Source organism: Rhodovibrio sodomensis, from assembly GCF_016583645.1.
In the GTDB taxonomy this organism is placed as follows: Bacteria; Pseudomonadota; Alphaproteobacteria; order Kiloniellales; family Rhodovibrionaceae; genus Rhodovibrio; species Rhodovibrio sodomensis.
Genome location: NZ_NRRL01000005.1, coordinates 109,938 through 127,149, shown reverse-complemented (window position 1 = coordinate 127,149; position 17,212 = coordinate 109,938). Strand labels below are relative to the sequence as shown.

Below are 17,212 nucleotides of genomic sequence, written 5' to 3'. Positions count from 1 at the left end.
TCCTTGGCGCGTCGCGGCCGGAGCTGTTCGACTCAGGATGGGGACCGCACGGCTACACCGGGCGGAAATCGAGGGCTGAGCGACAACCACCCTCCGGTAAGATTCCTCGGTGAGGCAACGGGACCGGCCACCGTTGTTGTCGCAGAACAGCTCTTGGCGAAGGCGAAAAGGTCGCTTCGAGTCCCGCCCTCGGCGTCCCAAACCGAAGCGGGAACGACGATGTTGGCGATGGTCCCCACGAACAGTGGATCGATCGGTTGTGACGCGTCGTGCAATTCACCGCGCCCCGCCTTCCTGAACCACGTCGCGATGCGCTCGATCAACTCGCCGCCGGTGAACGTCGCCTTGGCCTCCGCCCATGGGCGGTCGTCGACGCAGAGGGATCTTGGCAATCCCTCGGGCATCCAGTTCTGGTGCACGGTGTCGGGGAAATCTTCCCGCAGAGCAAGAGTGGCCGGGGGGCCATCGGCCACCGTCACGACGCCGACCATTTCGCTTCGATGAATTGGGTAGGCTGGACGCTGTGGCCGCGATGTTTCGACCTCGAGCACCAGCAATTCGGCGTTTAGGTCCGGCAGTCGGTAGGCACCGAGAAAGGTGGCGACGCCGTCCGACGTGCCGTCGAGATACGATAAGACCTTGCGTGAGAGGGGCAAGGACAGTTCTTTTTGCCCAATCTCCTCGCCGTTCTCCGCCACCCATCTATGCATGTCATCCGGCCCTGGCGGGCGTGCTAGTGGCGGTCCCGATGGATGTCGTTGCGACGAGCGCTACTGCGGCCCCCATAGCCGTGATATCCACTCGGAAGGGCTTCGGCCTCGCTTTGTTGGGTGTCTCCATGGTGACGCGGAACTCGCCGTCCCGCTCGCCCACAATCCACTTATAGTAGTTGGCGGCTTGTCGATGGGGAGGCTGCGAGTCCCGGTCCTCTACGGTTCCCTTGGCTGGGATGTCCTTGCTCGGAGAGATGACGATGCAGCCGTCTCGGGCCTGCTCCCCCATCAGCCAATCCACCTCTTCGACAGGCTGCGTGCGCTCGATGCCCCGGTCGGGGCCCAGCGATAGATATGAGCAGTGATGGAAGAGCTTGAGCACGTCCCATTCGAGGCGATTCTCGTTGCCGTGCCGCTTCGTCGTCTTCACGATCTGGGTCAGAGTTTCGTGATCCGCGTCCGCCCCTAGGAGGACGCAAGTCTCTGAACTCTGTTCGGAGAAGGTCGCTTGAACGACGATCGAGTCCTGGTTGCGGTCCTCCAGGCCCCGCTCGTCGCTTCGCCAAGCGAAAGGGCTGTGAACGAAGAACTCGGCCCTTTCCGGACCGAGTTTGCTGAACCCGGGCACGAGGCGACCGGCGTCCACAATGCAGTCCATGCGGTCCTGGAGCCGGATACCGTTCTCCGCAAGAAACGAACGAAGGGCCTCCGGGTGCGAGAACACCTTGACGCCAGAACCACGTTTGAGGCGATGTCGTGCTTCTTGACGGATAACCCTGGCGTCCCCGTCGATGCCTTCCTCGGTAATGGCTGCGGCAGGAACCCAGAGTTCGGCAATCTTGGCTCGACCGGGGCCTTGGTATTTCTCCGCATGATCGAACCAGAAGAAGTCCTGCGCGCCGCACACATGGTCGTCGTCGAGGTGTGTGAAGCAGACCACTGAAAAGTCTTCTTTCCTCGCGAAGTTCATCTCCTTGCGGAGTTCATGCCGCAAGTCGCAACGACGATCGAGAGCGTCTTTGGGATCGCGCGTATCTGCGAAGTCGAAGAGGACGAGCTGATCATCGGCTAGCCTGATAAGAGTGCTATCGGCGTTACCGAGCGGAAAAAACGTCATGTAAGCCATTCAACCGTACTCCGCTTTTGCAACTGCACGATGCCAAGCGCATTCGGCGCGAGGTAGGCCTCTGACAGAAAAATAATCTTCCCAGACATTCAAGGCGGCCCGAGTCCTAGTGCTCGCGGTCCCTTGGGGAGAACGGTCGTTGCCAGCGGCGATCATGTCCTTACTCCCTGATGCGCCAATCACGACCCATAGTGGTCAATTTTCCTCTGCCTTGGTTCGTCAGGTTCACTCGAGCGACCGGCTCAGCCTCAGCCCCATGCCCTTACTCACTGCCGGAGACCTCAGGGCGGCTAGAGTGACAAAATGAGACAAGCAGCGACGCCGCTGCGGATACCCCTCACCCCGTTTGTGAAGTGAGGCAGTCCGCAACGCCGCTTGAGGACAAACCTCGCGCCGTTGCGGACAGACCTTGCGCCGTTTCAGAAAGCCCCGTAAGGCGGCGGTCAGCTACACCCGCTTGTGCTCCCGCAGGTGTCGCACTTCATGCAGGTGCCGTTGCGCACCAGGGTGAAGTTGCCGCAGGCGCCGCAGGCGTCGCCCTCGTAGCCCTTCAGGCGGGCCTGCATGGCGCGTTCGCGCTGCTTTTCGTCCTGCTCGCGCACCGGCTCCTCGGCGAGCGCGGCGCCGGCCGCGCCGCCGGCCCCGCCGGAACCGCGGGCGGTGGTGAGCGTCTCGGTGCTGGCGGTCACGGTCTCGCGGGTGGCGGCGTAGGCCGTGGCGGCCTGGCCGCCCGGCCCGGCCGATCCGCCGCCGTCGGCCCCGCGGGCCACCGGCCCGTCGGTGCCGGTCGCCTGGGCGGCGCCCCGGCCGCCGTCGTAGACCAGCAGCGAGGAGCGGACGTAGCCCGTGGACGCGTAGCGGCGGACCGTCTCCGCCACCTGGGCGCGCTGGCTCTCCGCCTCGCCCTCGCCGAGCTCGTCCGGGGCGGTCTGGTCGCCGCCGACATGGGCCAGGTCGTCGCGGCCCAGGTAGCTGACCGCGAGCTCGCGGAAGATGTAGTCGAGCAGCGAGGTGGCGAACTTGATCCGGTCGTTGCCCTGGACGCCGCCCGCCGGCTCGAAGCGGGTGAAGGTGTAGGCGTCGACGTACTCCTCCAGCGGGACGCCGTACTGCAGGCCGATCGAGATCGCGATCGCGAAGTTGTTCATCAGCGAGCGGAAGGCGGCGCCCTCCTTGTGCATGTCGATGAACACCTCGCCCAGGCTGCCGTCGTCGTACTCGCCGGTGTGCAGGTAGAGCTTGTGGCCGCCGACCACCGCCTTCTGGATGTAGCCCTTGCGCCGGTCGGGCAGCCGCTCGCGCTGGGCGCGCTTCTCGACGATCCGCTCGACCACCCGCTCGGCGACCTGCTCGGCCCTCTGCGCGCTCGGCGCCTCGGCGATCTCCTCGACCGCGTCGTCGACTTCGTCCAGGTCGGTGTCCGCCATCACGCTGGACAGCGGCTGCGACAGCTTGGAGCCGTCGCGGTACAGCGCGTTCGCCTTCAGCCCCAGGCGCCAGGACAGCATGTAGGCGTCCTTGCAGTCCTCCACGCCGGCCTTGTGGGGCATGTTGATGGTCTTGGAGATCGCGCCGGAGATGAACGGCTGGGCCGCCGCCATCATCTTGATGTGGCTATCGACCGAAAGCGCGCGGGTGCCTTTCCGGCCGCACGGGTTGGCGCAGTCGAACACCGGATAGTGGCTGACCTTGAGGTGCGGCGCGCCCTCCAGGGTCATCGCCCCGCAGCAGTAGGTGTTGGCGGCGTCGACCTGGGCCTTGGTGAAGCCGAGGGCTTGCAGCATGTCGAAGCTGAAGTCGTTCAGCTGCGCCTGCTCGAAGCCCAGCACGCGCGTGCAGAACTCCTCGCCCAGGGTCCACTTGTTGAACGCGAACTTGATGTCGAACGCGCTCGCGAGCGCGCTCTCCACCGCCTCCAGCGCGGCCTGGGTGAAGCCCAGCTTCTTCAGGCTCTCGTGGTTGACGTAGGGGGCGTCCTGCAGGGTGCCGTGGCCGACCGCGTAGCGGATGATGTCCTCGACCTGGCCGTCGTCGTAGCCCAGCGTCTGCAGCGCTTCCGGCACCGTTCGGTTGATGATCTTGAAGTAGCCGCCGCCGGCCAGCTTCTTGAACTTCACCAGCGCGAAGTCGGGCTCGATGCCGGTGGTGTCGCAGTCCATCACCAGGCCGATCGTGCCGGTCGGGGCGACCACGGTCGCCTGGGCGTTGCGGTAGCCGTGCTGCTCGCCCAGCTGCACCGCGTCGTCCCAGGCGCGCTTGGCGGCCTCGGCCAGATCGGCGCTGGGCACGTTGGCGATGTCGAGCGCCACCGGGGCCATCGACAGGCCCTCGTAGCCCTGGGTCTCGCCATGCGCGGCGCGGCGATGGTTGCGCATCACCCGCAGCATCGGCTCGCGGTTCGTCGCATAACCCGGGAACGCGCCCAGCTCGCCCGCCATCTCGGCACTGGTCTTGTAGGCGACGCCGGTCATCACCGCCGACAACGCGCCGGCGAAGGCCCGGCCCTCGTCGCTGTCGTAGGACAGGCCGTTCGCCATCAGCAGGCCGCCCAGGTTGGCGTAGCCGAGCCCCAGCGTGCGGTACTCGTAGGACAGGCGCGCGATCTCCTCGGAGGGGAACTGCGCCATCAGCACCGAGATCTCGAGCACCATGGTCCACAGCCGCACGGCATGCTCGTAGCTGTCCACGTCGAACGCGCCATCGGCGTGGCGGAACTGCATCAGGTTGAGCGAGGCCAGGTTGCACGCCGTGTCGTCCAGGAACATGTACTCCGAGCACGGGTTGGAGGCGTTGATCCGCCCGGAGTTCGGGCAGGTGTGCCACTCGTTGATCGTGCTGTCGTACTGCAGCCCCGGATCGGCGCAGGCCCAAGCGCTGTAGCCGATCTTCTCCCACAGCTCGCGCGCCTTGACGGTCTTCACGACGGAGCCGTCGACCCGGTTGGTCAGGTGCCAGTCGTCGTCGTTCTCCACCGCCTCGAGGAACGCGTTGGTCAGGCGGACCGAGTTGTTGGAGTTCTGGCCGGAGACCGTCAGGTAGGCCTCGCTGTCCCAGTCGGTGTCGTAGGTCTTGAACGCGATCTGGGTGTAGCCCTGGCGCGCGAACTGGATCACGCGCTGGACGTAGTTCTCCGGCACGTGCGCCTTGCGGGCGGCCTTGATCGCCTGCTTCAGGTCCGGGTTGCGCTTGGGGTCGAACGCGGCCTCGCCGTCCTCGCGGGCGACGTTGATCGCCTCCATGACCTCGGACATGTGCTTGCGCGCGGCCTTGGAGCCCGCGACCAGCGCGGCGACCTTCTGCTCCTCGACGACCTTCCAGTCGATGTATTCCTCGATGTCCGGATGGTCGATGTCGACCGTGACCATCTTGGCCGCCCGGCGGGTGGTGCCGCCGGACTTGATCGCGCCGGCCGCGCGGTCGCCGATCTTCAGGAACGACATCAGGCCCGACGACTTGCCGCCGCCGGCCAGCCGCTCGCCGGAGCCGCGCAGCTTGGAGAAGTTGGTGCCGGTGCCGGAGCCGTACTTGAACAGCCGCGCCTCACGGACCCACAGGTCCATGATGCCGTTCTCGTTCACCAGGTCGTCGTTGACCGACTGGATGAAGCAGGCGTGCGGCTGCGGGCGCTCGTAGGCGCTGTCGGACGGTTTCACCTGGCCGGTCTCGTAGTCGACGTAGTAGTGGCCCTGGCTCGGCCCGTCGATGCCGTAGGCCCAGTGCAGGCCGGTGTTGAACCATTGCGGGCTGTTCGGCGCGGACATCTGGCACGCCAGCATGAACCGCATCTCGTCGAAGAACGCGCGGGCGTCTTCCTCGCCGTCGAAATAGCCGCCCTTCCAGCCCCAGTAGGTCCAGGTGCCGGCCAGCCGGTCGAACACTTGGCGCGCGCTCGTCTCCGCGCCATAGCGCTGCTCGGCCGGGACGGATTCCAGCGCCTGCTCGTCCGGCACGCGGCGCCACAGCCAGGACGGCACCGAATTCTCTTCGACCGGCTTGGTGGCCGCCGGCACGCCGGCTTTGCGGAAATACTTCTGTGCCAGGATGTCGCTCGCGACCTGGCTCCAGTCCTGCGGCACCTCGACGCGCTCGGCCTGGAAGACGACCGACCCGTCCGGGTTCCGAATCTCGCTCGACGTCTCGCGGAAACCGATCGACTCGTAGACATCCTGTCCGGCCTCGGTGAAGCGGCGCTGGATCCGCATCCTGGATTCCCCCTTAGTGCGTTCGTGTCTGGCGCGTTCGGCCCGGGATGGCGCCGGACCGCGGCGTGCTGCCCAATTGCGGGGCTAGCTCTGGTGTTTCCCGCCCCCTTGGCCACAAGATAGTGATCCCAGACCCGGGCGGGTGGCAACAGGAAAGTTCCTAGATTTGGTATTGAACGCCCCGAACCGGGCTATATCAAGTAGCGCGCGCCTGTGAGTCCTGGGGAAGACGCGGATAGAAATCCCCGGCCTGTGCACAGCTCGGTGGATGGCCCGGGGGATAACCGCAGGGCGCGGCCGATAAACCGGTCGGGCGACCATGGGAAGGGCTAACACGCCCCCGCGAGTCGCGCGGCGGGGCCGGCACGGAGTCGGCGAAAGTTTATTGTCGGGCGCGGAACCACTCATCCCCTCTCCTCCAGTGGGAGGAGAGGGTAAGGGAGAGGAGGTTGCCCGCGGCGTCGATGCACGTGGCCCCGCCTCCCCTCGCCCCTCCTCCCACTGGAGGAGGGGAATCGAACCGGTGCCCTCCGAGACCTACGCCGAGACCTGCAGGCCGCCCTCGCTGATCAGAAAGTGGGCGACCGTGTCCAGGTTCTGTCCGGCCTTGAGATCGGTGAACACGAACGGGCGCTCGGCGCGCATCTTGCGGGCGTCGCGGTCCATCACGTCGAGGTCGGCGCCGACCATCGGGGCGAGATCGATCTTGTTGATGATCAAAAGATCGGAGCGGGTGATCCCCGGCCCGCCCTTGCGCGGGATCTTGTCGCCGGCCGAGACGTCGATGACGTAGAGCGTCAGGTCGGCGAGCTCCGGGGAAAAGGTGGCGGCCAGATTGTCGCCGCCGCTTTCGATCAGCAGCAGGTCCAGGTCCGGAAACGCGGCGTTCAGGTCCTCGATCGCCGCCAGGTTGATCGAGGCATCCTCCCGGATCGCGGTGTGCGGACAGCCGCCGGTCTCCACGCCGCGCACCCGGGTTTGGTCGAGCACGCCGGAGCGCATCAGGAACTGTGCGTCCTCCTGGGTGTAGATGTCGTTGGTCACCACGGCGAGCTGGTAGGTCGGCTGCAGCGTCCGGCACAGCGCTTCCACCAGTGCCGTCTTGCCGGAGCCGACCGGGCCGCCAATGCCGATGCGTAAGGGGCCGTGAGACGCGGTCATGAGCGGAACAACCTCGTGTACTGGGTTTCGTGAGCGATCGACAGGATCTCGGCGTGCGGTACCGCGGTGGCGACCGCGTCGAGCGGGGTCGCGCGGGCGGCGGCCGCGGCGGCCTCGATGCTGGGGGTCAACCGCGCCAGCACGGTCTGCCCGGCGTTCTGGCCGATCGGCAGGACCCGCAGCGCGGCCGAGACCAGGTTGCCGGCGAACGCGCCCAGATAGGCGGGCAGCGCGGCGTCCAGCGGCACGCCGTGCCCTGCCGCCGCGGCGCCGACCGCGACCGGATAGGCGACCGGCCCGTCGGTCATCGCGGCGAGCCGGTCGAGCGCGGCGCACGGCCAGGCGGAGCGGGTCTGGCGCAGGAAGGCTCGGCCCTGCGCCTGCGTCTCCAGCGCCAGCTCCGCCGACGGCTGGAACGCCAGCGCGAGGTCGTGTACCGCGCGCAGCGCCGCGTCATCGCCGTCCACCACCGCGGTATGGGCGTGCGCCAGAAACGCACCGTCGCTGACCCCGGCACCGTCCAGCAGCAACCGTTCCAGCCACGACTGCAGCGCCCCGGCGGTTTCCAGCAGCCCTGCCCCGCCGGCTGCCTCGAGCCCGTGGGAGAAGCTGTAGGCGCCCACCGGGTAGGAGGGCGACAGCCACGCGTTCAGGCGCAAGAGCGCGCCCGGGCCTAGCGGCGCGGGCGCGGGTGGCGTGGGCGTATCCGGCATCATGGCGCCGCTTCCGGCCCGTCGGCAAGCGTGTCGACGTCGTGCGTCCGGCCGTGGCCACTCGAATAGGCGCCGGGCTCCGGCGCGAACGGCGCCTCGGTGCGCACCACCTCCGCCCCGAGGCCGGCCAGCATGTCGGCCAGCACCGGATCGTCCAGCACCCGGATCGCGGTGTCGAGGATCTGGCAGGCGGTGTGCCGGTTGCCGACGTGCCAGGCCAGCCGGGCCAGCTCCCGGGGGTCCCTCGCCCGCGCCTCGACCACCGGTTCGGCCGCGGCGCGCACGCCGACCCAGCGGCCGTCGCCCAGATCCAGCCCTTCGCCGTCGTGCAGTAGCCTCGGCCGCGGCAGGTCGAGCAGCAGGCGGGTCCCGTCATCCGTGCTCAGCCGACGCCGGCGCAGATGGCGGTCAACGTAGGCCAGCGTCAGCGTCGCGACCGCGTCGCCCGCCGGCCACTGTCCCGGCGCGGCGACCCGCGACGCGCGCGGCAGATCGCCGGTCATGGGGTGGCTCCTTGGCTTTCCACGGGGGCCGCAACTGATCCCCTCTCCTCCACTGGGAGGAGAGGGCTAGGGAGAGGAGGTAGCCGCACCGCTGACACCGGGGCACCCTCCTCCCCTCGCCCCTCCTCCCACTGGAGGAGGGGAACCAGTTGGCCCGACGGGGCGCTTGCGCGAGACCTCAACACCATCGCCCAATCCCTTATCAGAACAGGAAATAGCGCTGCGCCAGGCCGAGCTCGGCGGCGGGTTCGCAGGTCAGCAGCTCGCCGTCGGCGCGGACCTCGTAGGTTTCCGGGTCGACCTGCATGTCCGGCGTCTTGTCGTTCAGCACCATGTCCGCCTTGCTCAGGCGGCGGGTGTTGGCGACCGGCAGCAGCTGGCGCGCCAGGCCCAGTTCGCCCGCGGGATCGCCGGTGTCGAGTGCGGCGCCGGAGACGAAGGTGACCGCGCTCTGCGTCATCGCCCGGCCGTAGCCGGCGAACATCGTGCGGTAGTGCACCGGCTGCGGCGTGGGAATGGAGGCGTTGGGATCGCCCATCGGCACCGACAGGATCGCGCCGGACTTGATCACCATCGCCGGCTTCACGCCGAAGAACGCCGGGTCCCAGAGCACCAGGTCGGCCAGCTTGCCCTGCTCGATCGAGCCGACGTACTGCGACACGCCCTGCGCGATCGCGGGGTTGATGGTGTATTTCGCGAGGTAGCGGCGGGCGCGCAGGTTGTCGTTGTCGCCGCGCTCCTCCGGCAGGGCGCCGCGCTGGCGCTTCATCTTGTCGGCGGTCTGCCAGGTCCGGGAGATCACCTCCCCGACCCGGCCCATCGCCTGCGCGTCGGACGCCATGATCGAAAAGGCACCCAGGTCGTGCAGGATGTCCTCGGCGGCGATCGTCTCCTTGCGGATCCGGCTTTCGGCGAAGGCGACGTCTTCCGGGATGCGGCGGTCCAGGTGATGGCAGACCATCAGCATGTCCAAATGCTCGTCCACCGTGTTCACCGTGAACGGGCGCGTGGGGTTGGTGGAGCTGGGCAGGACGTTCGCCTCGCCGCACAGCTTGATCACGTCGGGCGCGTGGCCGCCGCCGGCACCCTCGGTATGGAAGGCGTGGATGGTACGGCCCTGGATCGCCTTCACCGTGTCCTCGATGAAGCCGGACTCGTTCAGCGTGTCGGTGTGGATCAACACCTGCACGTCGAGCTGGTCGGCGACCGACAGGCAGGTGTCGACGGCCGCGGGGGTGGAGCCCCAGTCCTCGTGCAGCTTCAGCGCGCAGGCGCCCGCGCGCACCTGCTCGGCGAGCGCGTCGGGCCGGGAGGAGTTGCCCTTGGCGAAGAAGCCGAGGTTGACCGGCAGCCGCTCGGCGGCCTGCAGCATCCGGCCGATGTGCCAGCCGCCGGGGGTGCAGGTGGTGGCGTTGGTGCCGGCGGCCGGGCCGGTGCCGCCGCCCATCATGGTGGTCAGGCCGCTGGCCACCGCGTCCTCGACCTGCTGCGGGCAGACGAAGTGGATGTGCACGTCGAGCCCGCCGGCGGTCAGGATCTTGCCCTCGCCCGCGATCACCTCGGTGCCCGGGCCGACCACGATGTCCACGCCCGGCTGGACGTTCGGGTTGCCGGCCTTGCCGATCGCCGCGATCCGGCCGTCGCGCAGGCCGACGTCCGCCTTCACCACGCCCCAGTGATCCAGGATCAGGGCGTTGGTAACGACCGTGTCCATCGCCCCCTCGGCGCGGGTCGCCTGCGACTGGCCCATGCCGTCGCGCAGCACCTTGCCGCCGCCGAACTTGACCTCCTCGCCGTAGACGGTGCGGTCCTCCTCGACCTCGATGAACAACTCGGTGTCGGCGAGCCGGACCTTGTCCCCGATCGTGGGGCCGAACATGTCGGCGTAGGCATCGCGCGAGATCGTGGTGGCCATGTTTGCGTTCCTTCGCTTTCGGCCTCGTTCAATGGCTGTCTGCGGCGGGTCCCCTCTCCTTCACTGGAAGGAGAGGGACAGGGAGAGGTAGGTCTGCAGACCCTCGCCGTTCCTCGCTTGCCTTAAATCGGCGCCGTCGTAAGCGCGCAATCCGGGGCAACCACCTCCCCCTGCCCCCCTTCTCCCAGTGGAGGAGGGGGAACTTTCGCTCCTACAAATCCCCGTCGACCGCGCCGCGGAAGCCGACGACCCGGCGATGGCCGGCGTAGGCGACCAGGGGGACCGTGCGACTCTGCCCGGGTTCGAAGCGCATCGCGCTGCCGGCGGCGATGTCGAGCCGGAAGCCCCTGGCGGCCGCGCGGTCAAACGACAGCGCCGGATTCGCCTCGTGGAAGTGGTAGTGGCTGCCCACCTGGACCGGCCGGTCGCCGGTGTTGGCGACCTCCAGCTGCTTGGTTTCGCGGCCGGCGTTCAGGTCCAATTCGCCGTCGGCGCAAACGATTTCACCCGGGATCATGGCGGCGCTTCCTCTCTCGGCTCGGGGATCAGCGGATCGGATCGTGGACGGTCACCAGCTTGGTGCCGTCGGGAAAGGTCGCCTCGACCTGCACGTCGGGGACCATCTCCGGCACGCCCTCCATCACCTGGTCGCGCGACAGCACCTCGCCGCCGTCGCGCATCAGCTCGGCGACCGAGCGGCCGTCGCGGGCGCCTTCCATGATGAAGTCGGTGATCAGCGCGACCGCCTCGGGGTAGTTCAGCTTGACCCCGCGCTCGAGGCGCCGGCGCGCGACCATGGCCGCGGTGGCGACCATCAGCTTGTCCTTCTCGCGTGGGCTCAGTTGCATCGGCCCTCAGCCTCCCGTCTGGATCTTGTTGCGCGTCGGGTTGTGCCCGTCAGGTGTGCCAGGCCGCCGGGACGCGCGCCGGCAGGCCGGCGGCGGCGGCGCGGAAGTCGGCCCAGAAGCCGGCCACCGTCCGGCGCAGCGCGGCCCCGGTCGGCGCCAGCACGCGCACCAGCAGCAGACCGGCCACCTGGGTCACGCCCGCGCGCACCTCCGTACCGCGGTGCCCGGCCAGGATTTCCCGCGCGACCGGCAGCCGGTCGCCCGCATCCGGCCCGGCATAGATCAGGGTGGCGAGCGCGGGACAGCCGTCGAACCCCGCGGCCGCGTCCAGCGCGGTGTTGGGCGGCGCGAGCCGCAGCCCGTCGGCCCAGGCGAGCCGGCCGTCGCGGTGCACGCGCCAGGTTTCCAACAGCCGCCCGTGGTCGGTGCGTTCGCCGCGCGCGGTGCGGCCCAGCACGGTCAGCTCGCCTGCCAGCAGCCGGCCGGACGCGGCAAGCGACGCCGAGGTGCGGCGGCTCAGGTGCGCGCGGTCGAACACAATGGTCTCCTGCGGCAGCCATTCGAGCCAGCCGTCCGCGCCCACCTGCAGGTCCGTCGACAGCACGCTCGCCGGGCCGGTCGACCGGTAGACCTTCTCCGCCGCCTGGCCGGTGACGACGGCCGCCGCGCCCGCCCCGAGCTCGACCGCATGCTCCAGCCGGTCGCCGCCGGCGAGCCCGCCGGCCTCGTTGACCAGCGTGGCGCCGGCGATCCCGACCGCCCGGTCGCGCGGGGTCAGCAGCCTTGCCGGCGCGCGCTGGTCGCGGGTTTTCAGGCGCGTGCCCCCGTGCGCCAAGTCGAACGCCAGCCGGCAGCCGCCGATCGACCGCGCGAGCGGCGCCGTCGTCGGACGCGGCCCGGCGCGGGCGGCATCGCGCACAGCGTCGGCGCCGGCGGTCGGCGGCGGTGCGGCGGCTTCGGTGGCCTGCTCATCCATCGGCCGGCTTGGGTCCTCTTCCCGGGGGTTCCGGCTTTAACCATGAACCCGACCAGCAAGAGCCGTGCCAGCGGGCAGAATCCGCCGGGGTGGCGGACTCGGCCGAAACCGGCGCCTGCCGCGCGCCTACACCTTGGGCAGAGATCGGCGCGACGACCCCGCAACTGCCCGCTTGTTGGGCAGCCGCGGGGCCGCCTACACCTAAGCCACGGCGGGTCGCGGCTGGCCGCGCATCGCGCCGTAGTACAGCACGGCGCCGAGAATCGCGCCGATCACCCAGCTATAGCCGGACAGCACGTCGAGCGCGGGCACCCAGACGGACGCGATCGAGAAGGCCGCGGCCGGCAGCCACGCCAGGATCGCCCGCTTGTTCCAGCCCTGCTGGTAAAAGTACGCGCCGGCCGCGTCCGCGGAGAACAGCTGCTGGAGATCGAGCTTGCCGCTTTTGATCAGGTAGTAGTCCAGCACCATGATGCCGTAGACCGGGGCCAGCACCGCGCCCAGGGTGTTGACGAAACCGGTGATCCCCAGCTGGCTGATCAGCGACACCCAAAGCCCGCCGATGAAGAAGGCGGCGATCGCGGTGATCAGTCCGCCGATCCGGAAGTTGATCTTGCTGGGCCACAGGTTCGCCAAATCGAACGCTGGCGGGATGAAGTTGGCGACCAGATTGATGCCCACGGTGGCGGTAAAGAAGATCACCGCCGCCACCACCGTCAGCACCAGGCTGTCGACGCGGTCGACGATCTCGGTCGGGTTGGTCAGCTGCTCGCCGAACAGGTCCACGGTCCCGGCGGTGATCACCAGCGCCAGCAGCGAGAACACGACCATGTTGACCGGCAGGCCGAGCAGGTTGCCGATCTTCATCTCCCGTTCGCTGCGCACGAACCGGGAGAAGTCGCCGAAGTTGATCACCACGGCGGCGAAATAGGCGATCATCGTGCCGGTGACCGCGAGGAAAGCGCCCAGCTGGCCGCCTTCCGGGCTTTCCTGGGCGGCAAAGATTTTGCCCAACTCGCCGAACAGGCCGCCCCCCGCGCGCACCACGATGATCACCGCCAGCGCGATCATGACCAGGTAGACGAACGGCCCGGCCCAGTTCAGGAACCGGCGGATCCACTCGATCCCCTGCCAGAAGAGGTACAGCTGAAACGACCAGACGATGGCGAACGACAGCCAGCCGATCGCGGTCATGCCGAGGAAGGTCGCGCCGCCCTCGATCCCGGTCACCCCGGTGATCAGCAGATCGACCGCCGTCGAGGCGAAGTAGGTCTGCACGCCGTACCAGAAGATCGCCACGATCCCGCGGACCATGGCGGGGAAATTGGCGCCGCGCACCCCCATGCTGGCGCGGGCAAACACCGGGTAGGGAATGCCGTAGCGCACGCTCGGCTGGCCGGACAGGTTGACCAGCAGCATCACGATGAAGCCGGCCAGGATGATCGCGGCGAACACCAGCCAGCCGTTCAGCCCGTAGGCGAGGAACAGCGAGGCGGCCAGGGTATAGCCGAACAGGCTCTGAATATCGTTGGCCCAGACGTTGAAGATCTCGAACCAGCCCCAGGAGCGGTCCTGCATCTTCACCGGCGCCAGATCGGTGTTGTAGAGCGAGGGGTCGATCTGCCTCACTTCCAGATCGGAATCGGTCATCTGTCGCCAAGCCTCCCGTACGAGCAAGATGCTGCAAGGTGAAGCCACCTTTCAGCTGAATCTTGCTCTATTTTCAAGGAGTTAGAGCAAAATTCACGATGAAGACCGACTCGACCTTCATCGATTTTGCTCGAGCTCGCTGCCGTGAATGGCTTCACGCGCCACCTCCCTGTCTGCCTGACGGTTCTTGTCGTTGCCCGGGCGCGCCTCCTGCACGCCGGAGAACCGGGCACGAAGCCGGAAGGTGAGCCCACCTTTTCAGCATCGTGCCCTAGACGCCGGCGATCGTGGCCGGCGCCGCGTCGAAGAAGATCTCTTCCAGGTTTTCGCCCGGCCCGCGGCGGTCGAGGACCAGGAAGTCCTGCCGCGGCTCCAACGTCAGCAGCGGGTGGTGCCAGACGTTGGCGGCGTAGCGCACGCCCTGGTCGCCGCGCGCCCGGAAGCAGCGGCAGTCCGCCGCCGTCGGCGCCTCGCCCGGCGCGACCACGACCAGCCAGTCGGCGTCCGACAGCGGCCAGAACACCTGATCGCCCAGCGGATGGCGCTCCAACATGCGGACCGCGATCGGCGTCGGCCGGCGGGTGCCGGCGAAGATCGAGACGATCACCTCGCCGTCCGGCCCCGGATCGACGTGGGACAGGGCGTTGTAGCGCGTCGTCGTGCCCTGGTTGATCGGATAGGCCTCGGCCTCCGCGCGCTGCAGCACGGTGCCGAACGGGGCGAACGCCCCGCTCGTCAGCGGTTCGGGCGTCAGCGGCTCGGGCGTCAACTGGGTCATGCCGGCCGGGCGGCCGGCGGATGGGTCTCGGCCCAGTGCCGGGCGATATCGATCCGGCGCGCGAACCAGACGCCCTCGTGCGCCAGTGCATGGTCGAGGAAACGGGCGAGCGCGGCCGCCCGGCCGGGCCGGCCGGCGAGACGGCAGTGCAGGCCGATCGAGAGCATCTTGGGCGCGCCCGCCCGCCCCTCTTCGTAGAGCGTGTCGAAGCTGTCTTTCAGATACCGCTCGAATTGGTCGCCGCTGTTGAAGCCCTGCGGCGTAGCGAAGCGCATGTCGTTGGCGTCCAGCGTGTAGGGCACCATCAGAAACGGCCCGTTCGGCCCGTCAATCCAGTAGGGCAGATCGTCGGCGTAGCTGTCGGCGGAATAGAGCACGTCCGTCTCCGCCATCACGAGCTCGGTCGTGTGGGCGGAGGTGCGGCCGGTGTACCAGCCCTGCGGACGCTCGCCGGTCGCATGCTCGTGCAGCGCCAGCGCCTTGCGGATGTGCGCGCGCTCCGCCGCCCGGCTCAGGCCGGCGTGGTCGATCCACTTCAGGCCGTGACTGGCGATCTCCCAGCCGTCGGCCTGCATGGCGGCGACCGCCTGCGGGTTGCGCACCAGCGCGCTCGCCACCCCGAACACCGTCACCGGGACGCCGCGGCCCGCGAGCAGCCGGCGCAGCCGCCAGAAACCGCTGCGCGCGCCGTACTCGTACAGCGATTCCATGTTCATGTGCCGCGCGCCCGGCCAGGACGCGGCGCCGACGATCTCCGACAGGAATGCCTCGGACTCGCCGTCGCCGTGCAGCAGGCAGCGCTCGCCGCCTTCCTCGTAGTTGACCACGACCTGGACCGCGATGCGCGCCCCGCCCGGCCACTTCGGGTCCGGCGGATCGCCGGCGTAGCCGATCAGGTCGCGCGGATAGTCGCGCCCGACCGGACCGATCTTCGGGTCTTCGGAAGAGGAATCGCCGTTACTGATCGCCACGGTGCGCCCACTTGGTCGATCGCCGCTCGATCCGGTTGCAGACCTCGTACATCGCGATGCCCATGGCGGCAATCACCATCAGCCCGGCGAACACGAGCGGCATGTTGAACTTGGAACTGGCGGACATCATCAGATAGCCGACGCCAAGGTTGGAGGCGACCGTCTCCGCCAGGACGGAGCCGACGAAGGCGAGCGTGATCGCCACCTTCAGCGAGGCGAAGAAGTACGGCAGCGCACGCGGGAAGCCGACCTTGACCAGGATATCGCGGCGCGTCGCCCCCAGCGAGCGCAGCACGTCGCGCAGCTCCGGCTCCAGGGTCGCCAGACCGGTCGCGACGTTGACCACGATCGGGAAGAAGGAGATCAGGAAGGCGGTCAGGATCGCCGGCACACTCCCGATACCGAACCACATCACCAGGATCGGCACGACCGCCACCTTGGGGATCGAGTTGAAGCCGATCAGCAGCGGATTGACCGCGTCGTAGATCGCCCGCGAGGAGCCGACCAGCGCGCCCAGAAGCACGCCGAACACCACCGCGATCGCGAAGCCGGCGAGCGTGGTGTAGAGCGTCTGGGCGGCGTGCATCCAGATCGCGTCCCGATATTCCCAGACCGCGACAAAGGACTCGCTGGGCGTGGGCAGGATGTAGGTCGGCACGTCGAACAGCCGGACGATGCCTTCCCACAGCACGAACAGCCCGATCGTCGACAGGTAAGGCGCCGCCTTCTGGGTGCGCCGGTGGGTCGCCATGCGCTTGACCAGCGGACGGTCGTCCCGGCGGGCCGGCGGCGCGGGGGCGTCGCGGGTGATGCTCTCCTCAGCCATCGGCCGCCCTCACGTCCTTGATCTTGTCGCGCAGTTCGTGAACCAGATCGACGAACTGGCTGGTGAAGCTGGTCTCCTGGGTGCGCGGGCGCGGAAGCGGGTTGTGCCGGCGCTCCAGGATCCGTCCGGGGCGCTTGCTCATGACGTAGACCGTATCGGCGAGATAGACCGCCTCGCGCAGGTCGTGGGTCACCAGGATCACGGTGAAGCCGTGCTGCATCCACAGCGCCTGCAGGGTGTCCCACAGCTCCTCGCGGGTGAACGCGTCGAGCGCGCCGAACGGCTCGTCCAGCATCAGCAGCTTCGGCTCGTGGATCAGCGCACGGCACAGGTTGGCGCGCTGCTGCATGCCGCCGGACAGTTCCCAGGGGTATTTGTCCTCGAACCCGCTGAGCCCGACTTCTGCCAGCAGCGCGCGGGCCTTCTCCTCGTACGCCGCGCGGTGCCTGCGCAGTTGGCTGCGGTGCGGCTGGACGATTTCCAGCGGCAGCATCACGTTCTGCAGCGTGGTGCGCCAGGGCAAAAGGGTGGACGCCTGAAACGCCATGCCGACGATCGAGATCGGCCCGGACACGTCCTGCCCGGCCACCGTGATGTTGCCCTCGCTGGGCGGCAGCAGCCCGGTCACCAGCTTCATCAGCGAGGACTTGCCGCAGCCGGACGGGCCGACCACGGCGACGAACTCGCCTTCCGCGACCTCCAGCGAGGTCTGCTCCAGGGCGAGTTCGTCACCCTCCTGGTAGCGCAGGCGCACACGGTCGAGTTCGATGAAACCGGACAAGTCCCGGGCCTTTCGCTGGGATCGGGATGATGCAGGGCGCCGGGGCACG

At 68.4% G+C, this 17,212-nt stretch carries 15 protein-coding genes; all 15 read right to left on the bottom strand.

Going from position 1 to position 17,212, the window contains the following annotated elements:
* Positions 1–32 precede the first annotated feature (32 nt).
* The 15 genes from CKO28_RS04630 to CKO28_RS04560 all read right to left on the bottom strand — a co-directional run bounded on the left by CKO28_RS04630 (position 33) and on the right by CKO28_RS04560 (position 17,163).
* Positions 33–698, bottom strand: a complete 666-nt coding sequence (locus tag CKO28_RS04630; RefSeq protein ID WP_200339365.1) for a hypothetical protein — start codon at positions 696–698, stop codon at positions 33–35.
* A gap of 13 nt (positions 699–711) precedes the next feature.
* The gene (gene mblB / locus CKO28_RS04625) at positions 712–1,839 is read right to left on the bottom strand and encodes an anti-phage 6A-MBL system MBL-fold protein (protein WP_200339364.1); all 1,128 of its coding nucleotides are present in this window, start codon (positions 1,837–1,839) and stop codon (positions 712–714) included.
* Positions 1,840–2,282: 443 nt separating this feature from the next.
* The gene (locus CKO28_RS04620) at positions 2,283–6,041 is read right to left on the bottom strand and encodes a vitamin B12-dependent ribonucleotide reductase (protein WP_200339363.1); all 3,759 of its coding nucleotides are present in this window, start codon (positions 6,039–6,041) and stop codon (positions 2,283–2,285) included.
* A 537-nt stretch (positions 6,042–6,578) separates the two neighbouring features.
* Positions 6,579–7,202, bottom strand: a complete 624-nt coding sequence (ureG, locus tag CKO28_RS04615) for an urease accessory protein UreG (RefSeq protein WP_200339362.1) — start codon at positions 7,200–7,202, stop codon at positions 6,579–6,581.
* Positions 7,199–7,918: an urease accessory protein UreF gene (locus CKO28_RS04610; RefSeq protein ID WP_242480332.1), complete on the bottom strand. Its 720-nt coding sequence runs from the start codon at positions 7,916–7,918 to the stop codon at positions 7,199–7,201. Before CKO28_RS04610 ends, ureG begins: the two co-directional genes overlap by 4 nt.
* Entirely contained in the window at positions 7,915–8,418 is a 504-nt protein-coding gene (locus CKO28_RS04605) for an urease accessory protein UreE (RefSeq protein WP_200339361.1), read from the bottom strand. The genes CKO28_RS04610 and CKO28_RS04605 overlap by 4 nt, the downstream gene beginning before the upstream one ends.
* A 202-nt stretch (positions 8,419–8,620) precedes the next feature.
* Entirely contained in the window at positions 8,621–10,333 is a 1,713-nt protein-coding gene (gene ureC / locus CKO28_RS04600) for an urease subunit alpha (RefSeq protein ID WP_200339360.1), read from the bottom strand.
* A gap of 211 nt (positions 10,334–10,544) precedes the next feature.
* The gene (locus CKO28_RS04595) at positions 10,545–10,850 is read right to left on the bottom strand and encodes an urease subunit beta (RefSeq protein WP_200339359.1); all 306 of its coding nucleotides are present in this window, start codon (positions 10,848–10,850) and stop codon (positions 10,545–10,547) included.
* 28 nt (positions 10,851–10,878) lie between these two features.
* Complete coding sequence (locus CKO28_RS04590) at positions 10,879–11,181, bottom strand: urease subunit gamma (protein WP_200339358.1); 303 nt, start codon at positions 11,179–11,181, stop codon at positions 10,879–10,881.
* 49 nt (positions 11,182–11,230) lie between these two features.
* Complete coding sequence (locus CKO28_RS04585) at positions 11,231–12,157, bottom strand: urease accessory protein UreD (RefSeq protein ID WP_200339357.1); 927 nt, start codon at positions 12,155–12,157, stop codon at positions 11,231–11,233.
* A 201-nt stretch (positions 12,158–12,358) separates the two neighbouring features.
* On the bottom strand, positions 12,359–13,807 hold the full coding sequence (locus CKO28_RS04580; protein ID WP_200339356.1) for an NCS1 family nucleobase:cation symporter-1: 1,449 nt from the start codon (positions 13,805–13,807) through the stop codon (positions 12,359–12,361).
* Between the two features lie 271 nt (positions 13,808–14,078).
* Positions 14,079–14,585: an ureidoglycolate lyase gene (locus CKO28_RS04575; protein WP_200339355.1), complete on the bottom strand. Its 507-nt coding sequence runs from the start codon at positions 14,583–14,585 to the stop codon at positions 14,079–14,081.
* Positions 14,582–15,556 (bottom strand): allantoinase PuuE, encoded by a 975-nt coding sequence (gene puuE, locus CKO28_RS04570; protein ID WP_437127613.1) that lies wholly within the window; start codon positions 15,554–15,556, stop codon positions 14,582–14,584. The genes CKO28_RS04575 and puuE overlap by 4 nt, the downstream gene beginning before the upstream one ends.
* A complete protein-coding gene (locus tag CKO28_RS04565) occupies positions 15,543–16,382 on the bottom strand; it encodes an ABC transporter permease (protein ID WP_437127612.1) in 840 nt (279 codons plus the stop codon). The genes puuE and CKO28_RS04565 overlap by 14 nt, the downstream gene beginning before the upstream one ends.
* A complete protein-coding gene (locus CKO28_RS04560; RefSeq protein ID WP_200339354.1) occupies positions 16,375–17,163 on the bottom strand; it encodes an ABC transporter ATP-binding protein in 789 nt (262 codons plus the stop codon). The genes CKO28_RS04565 and CKO28_RS04560 overlap by 8 nt, the downstream gene beginning before the upstream one ends.
* Between the last annotated feature and the right edge of the window lie 49 nt (positions 17,164–17,212).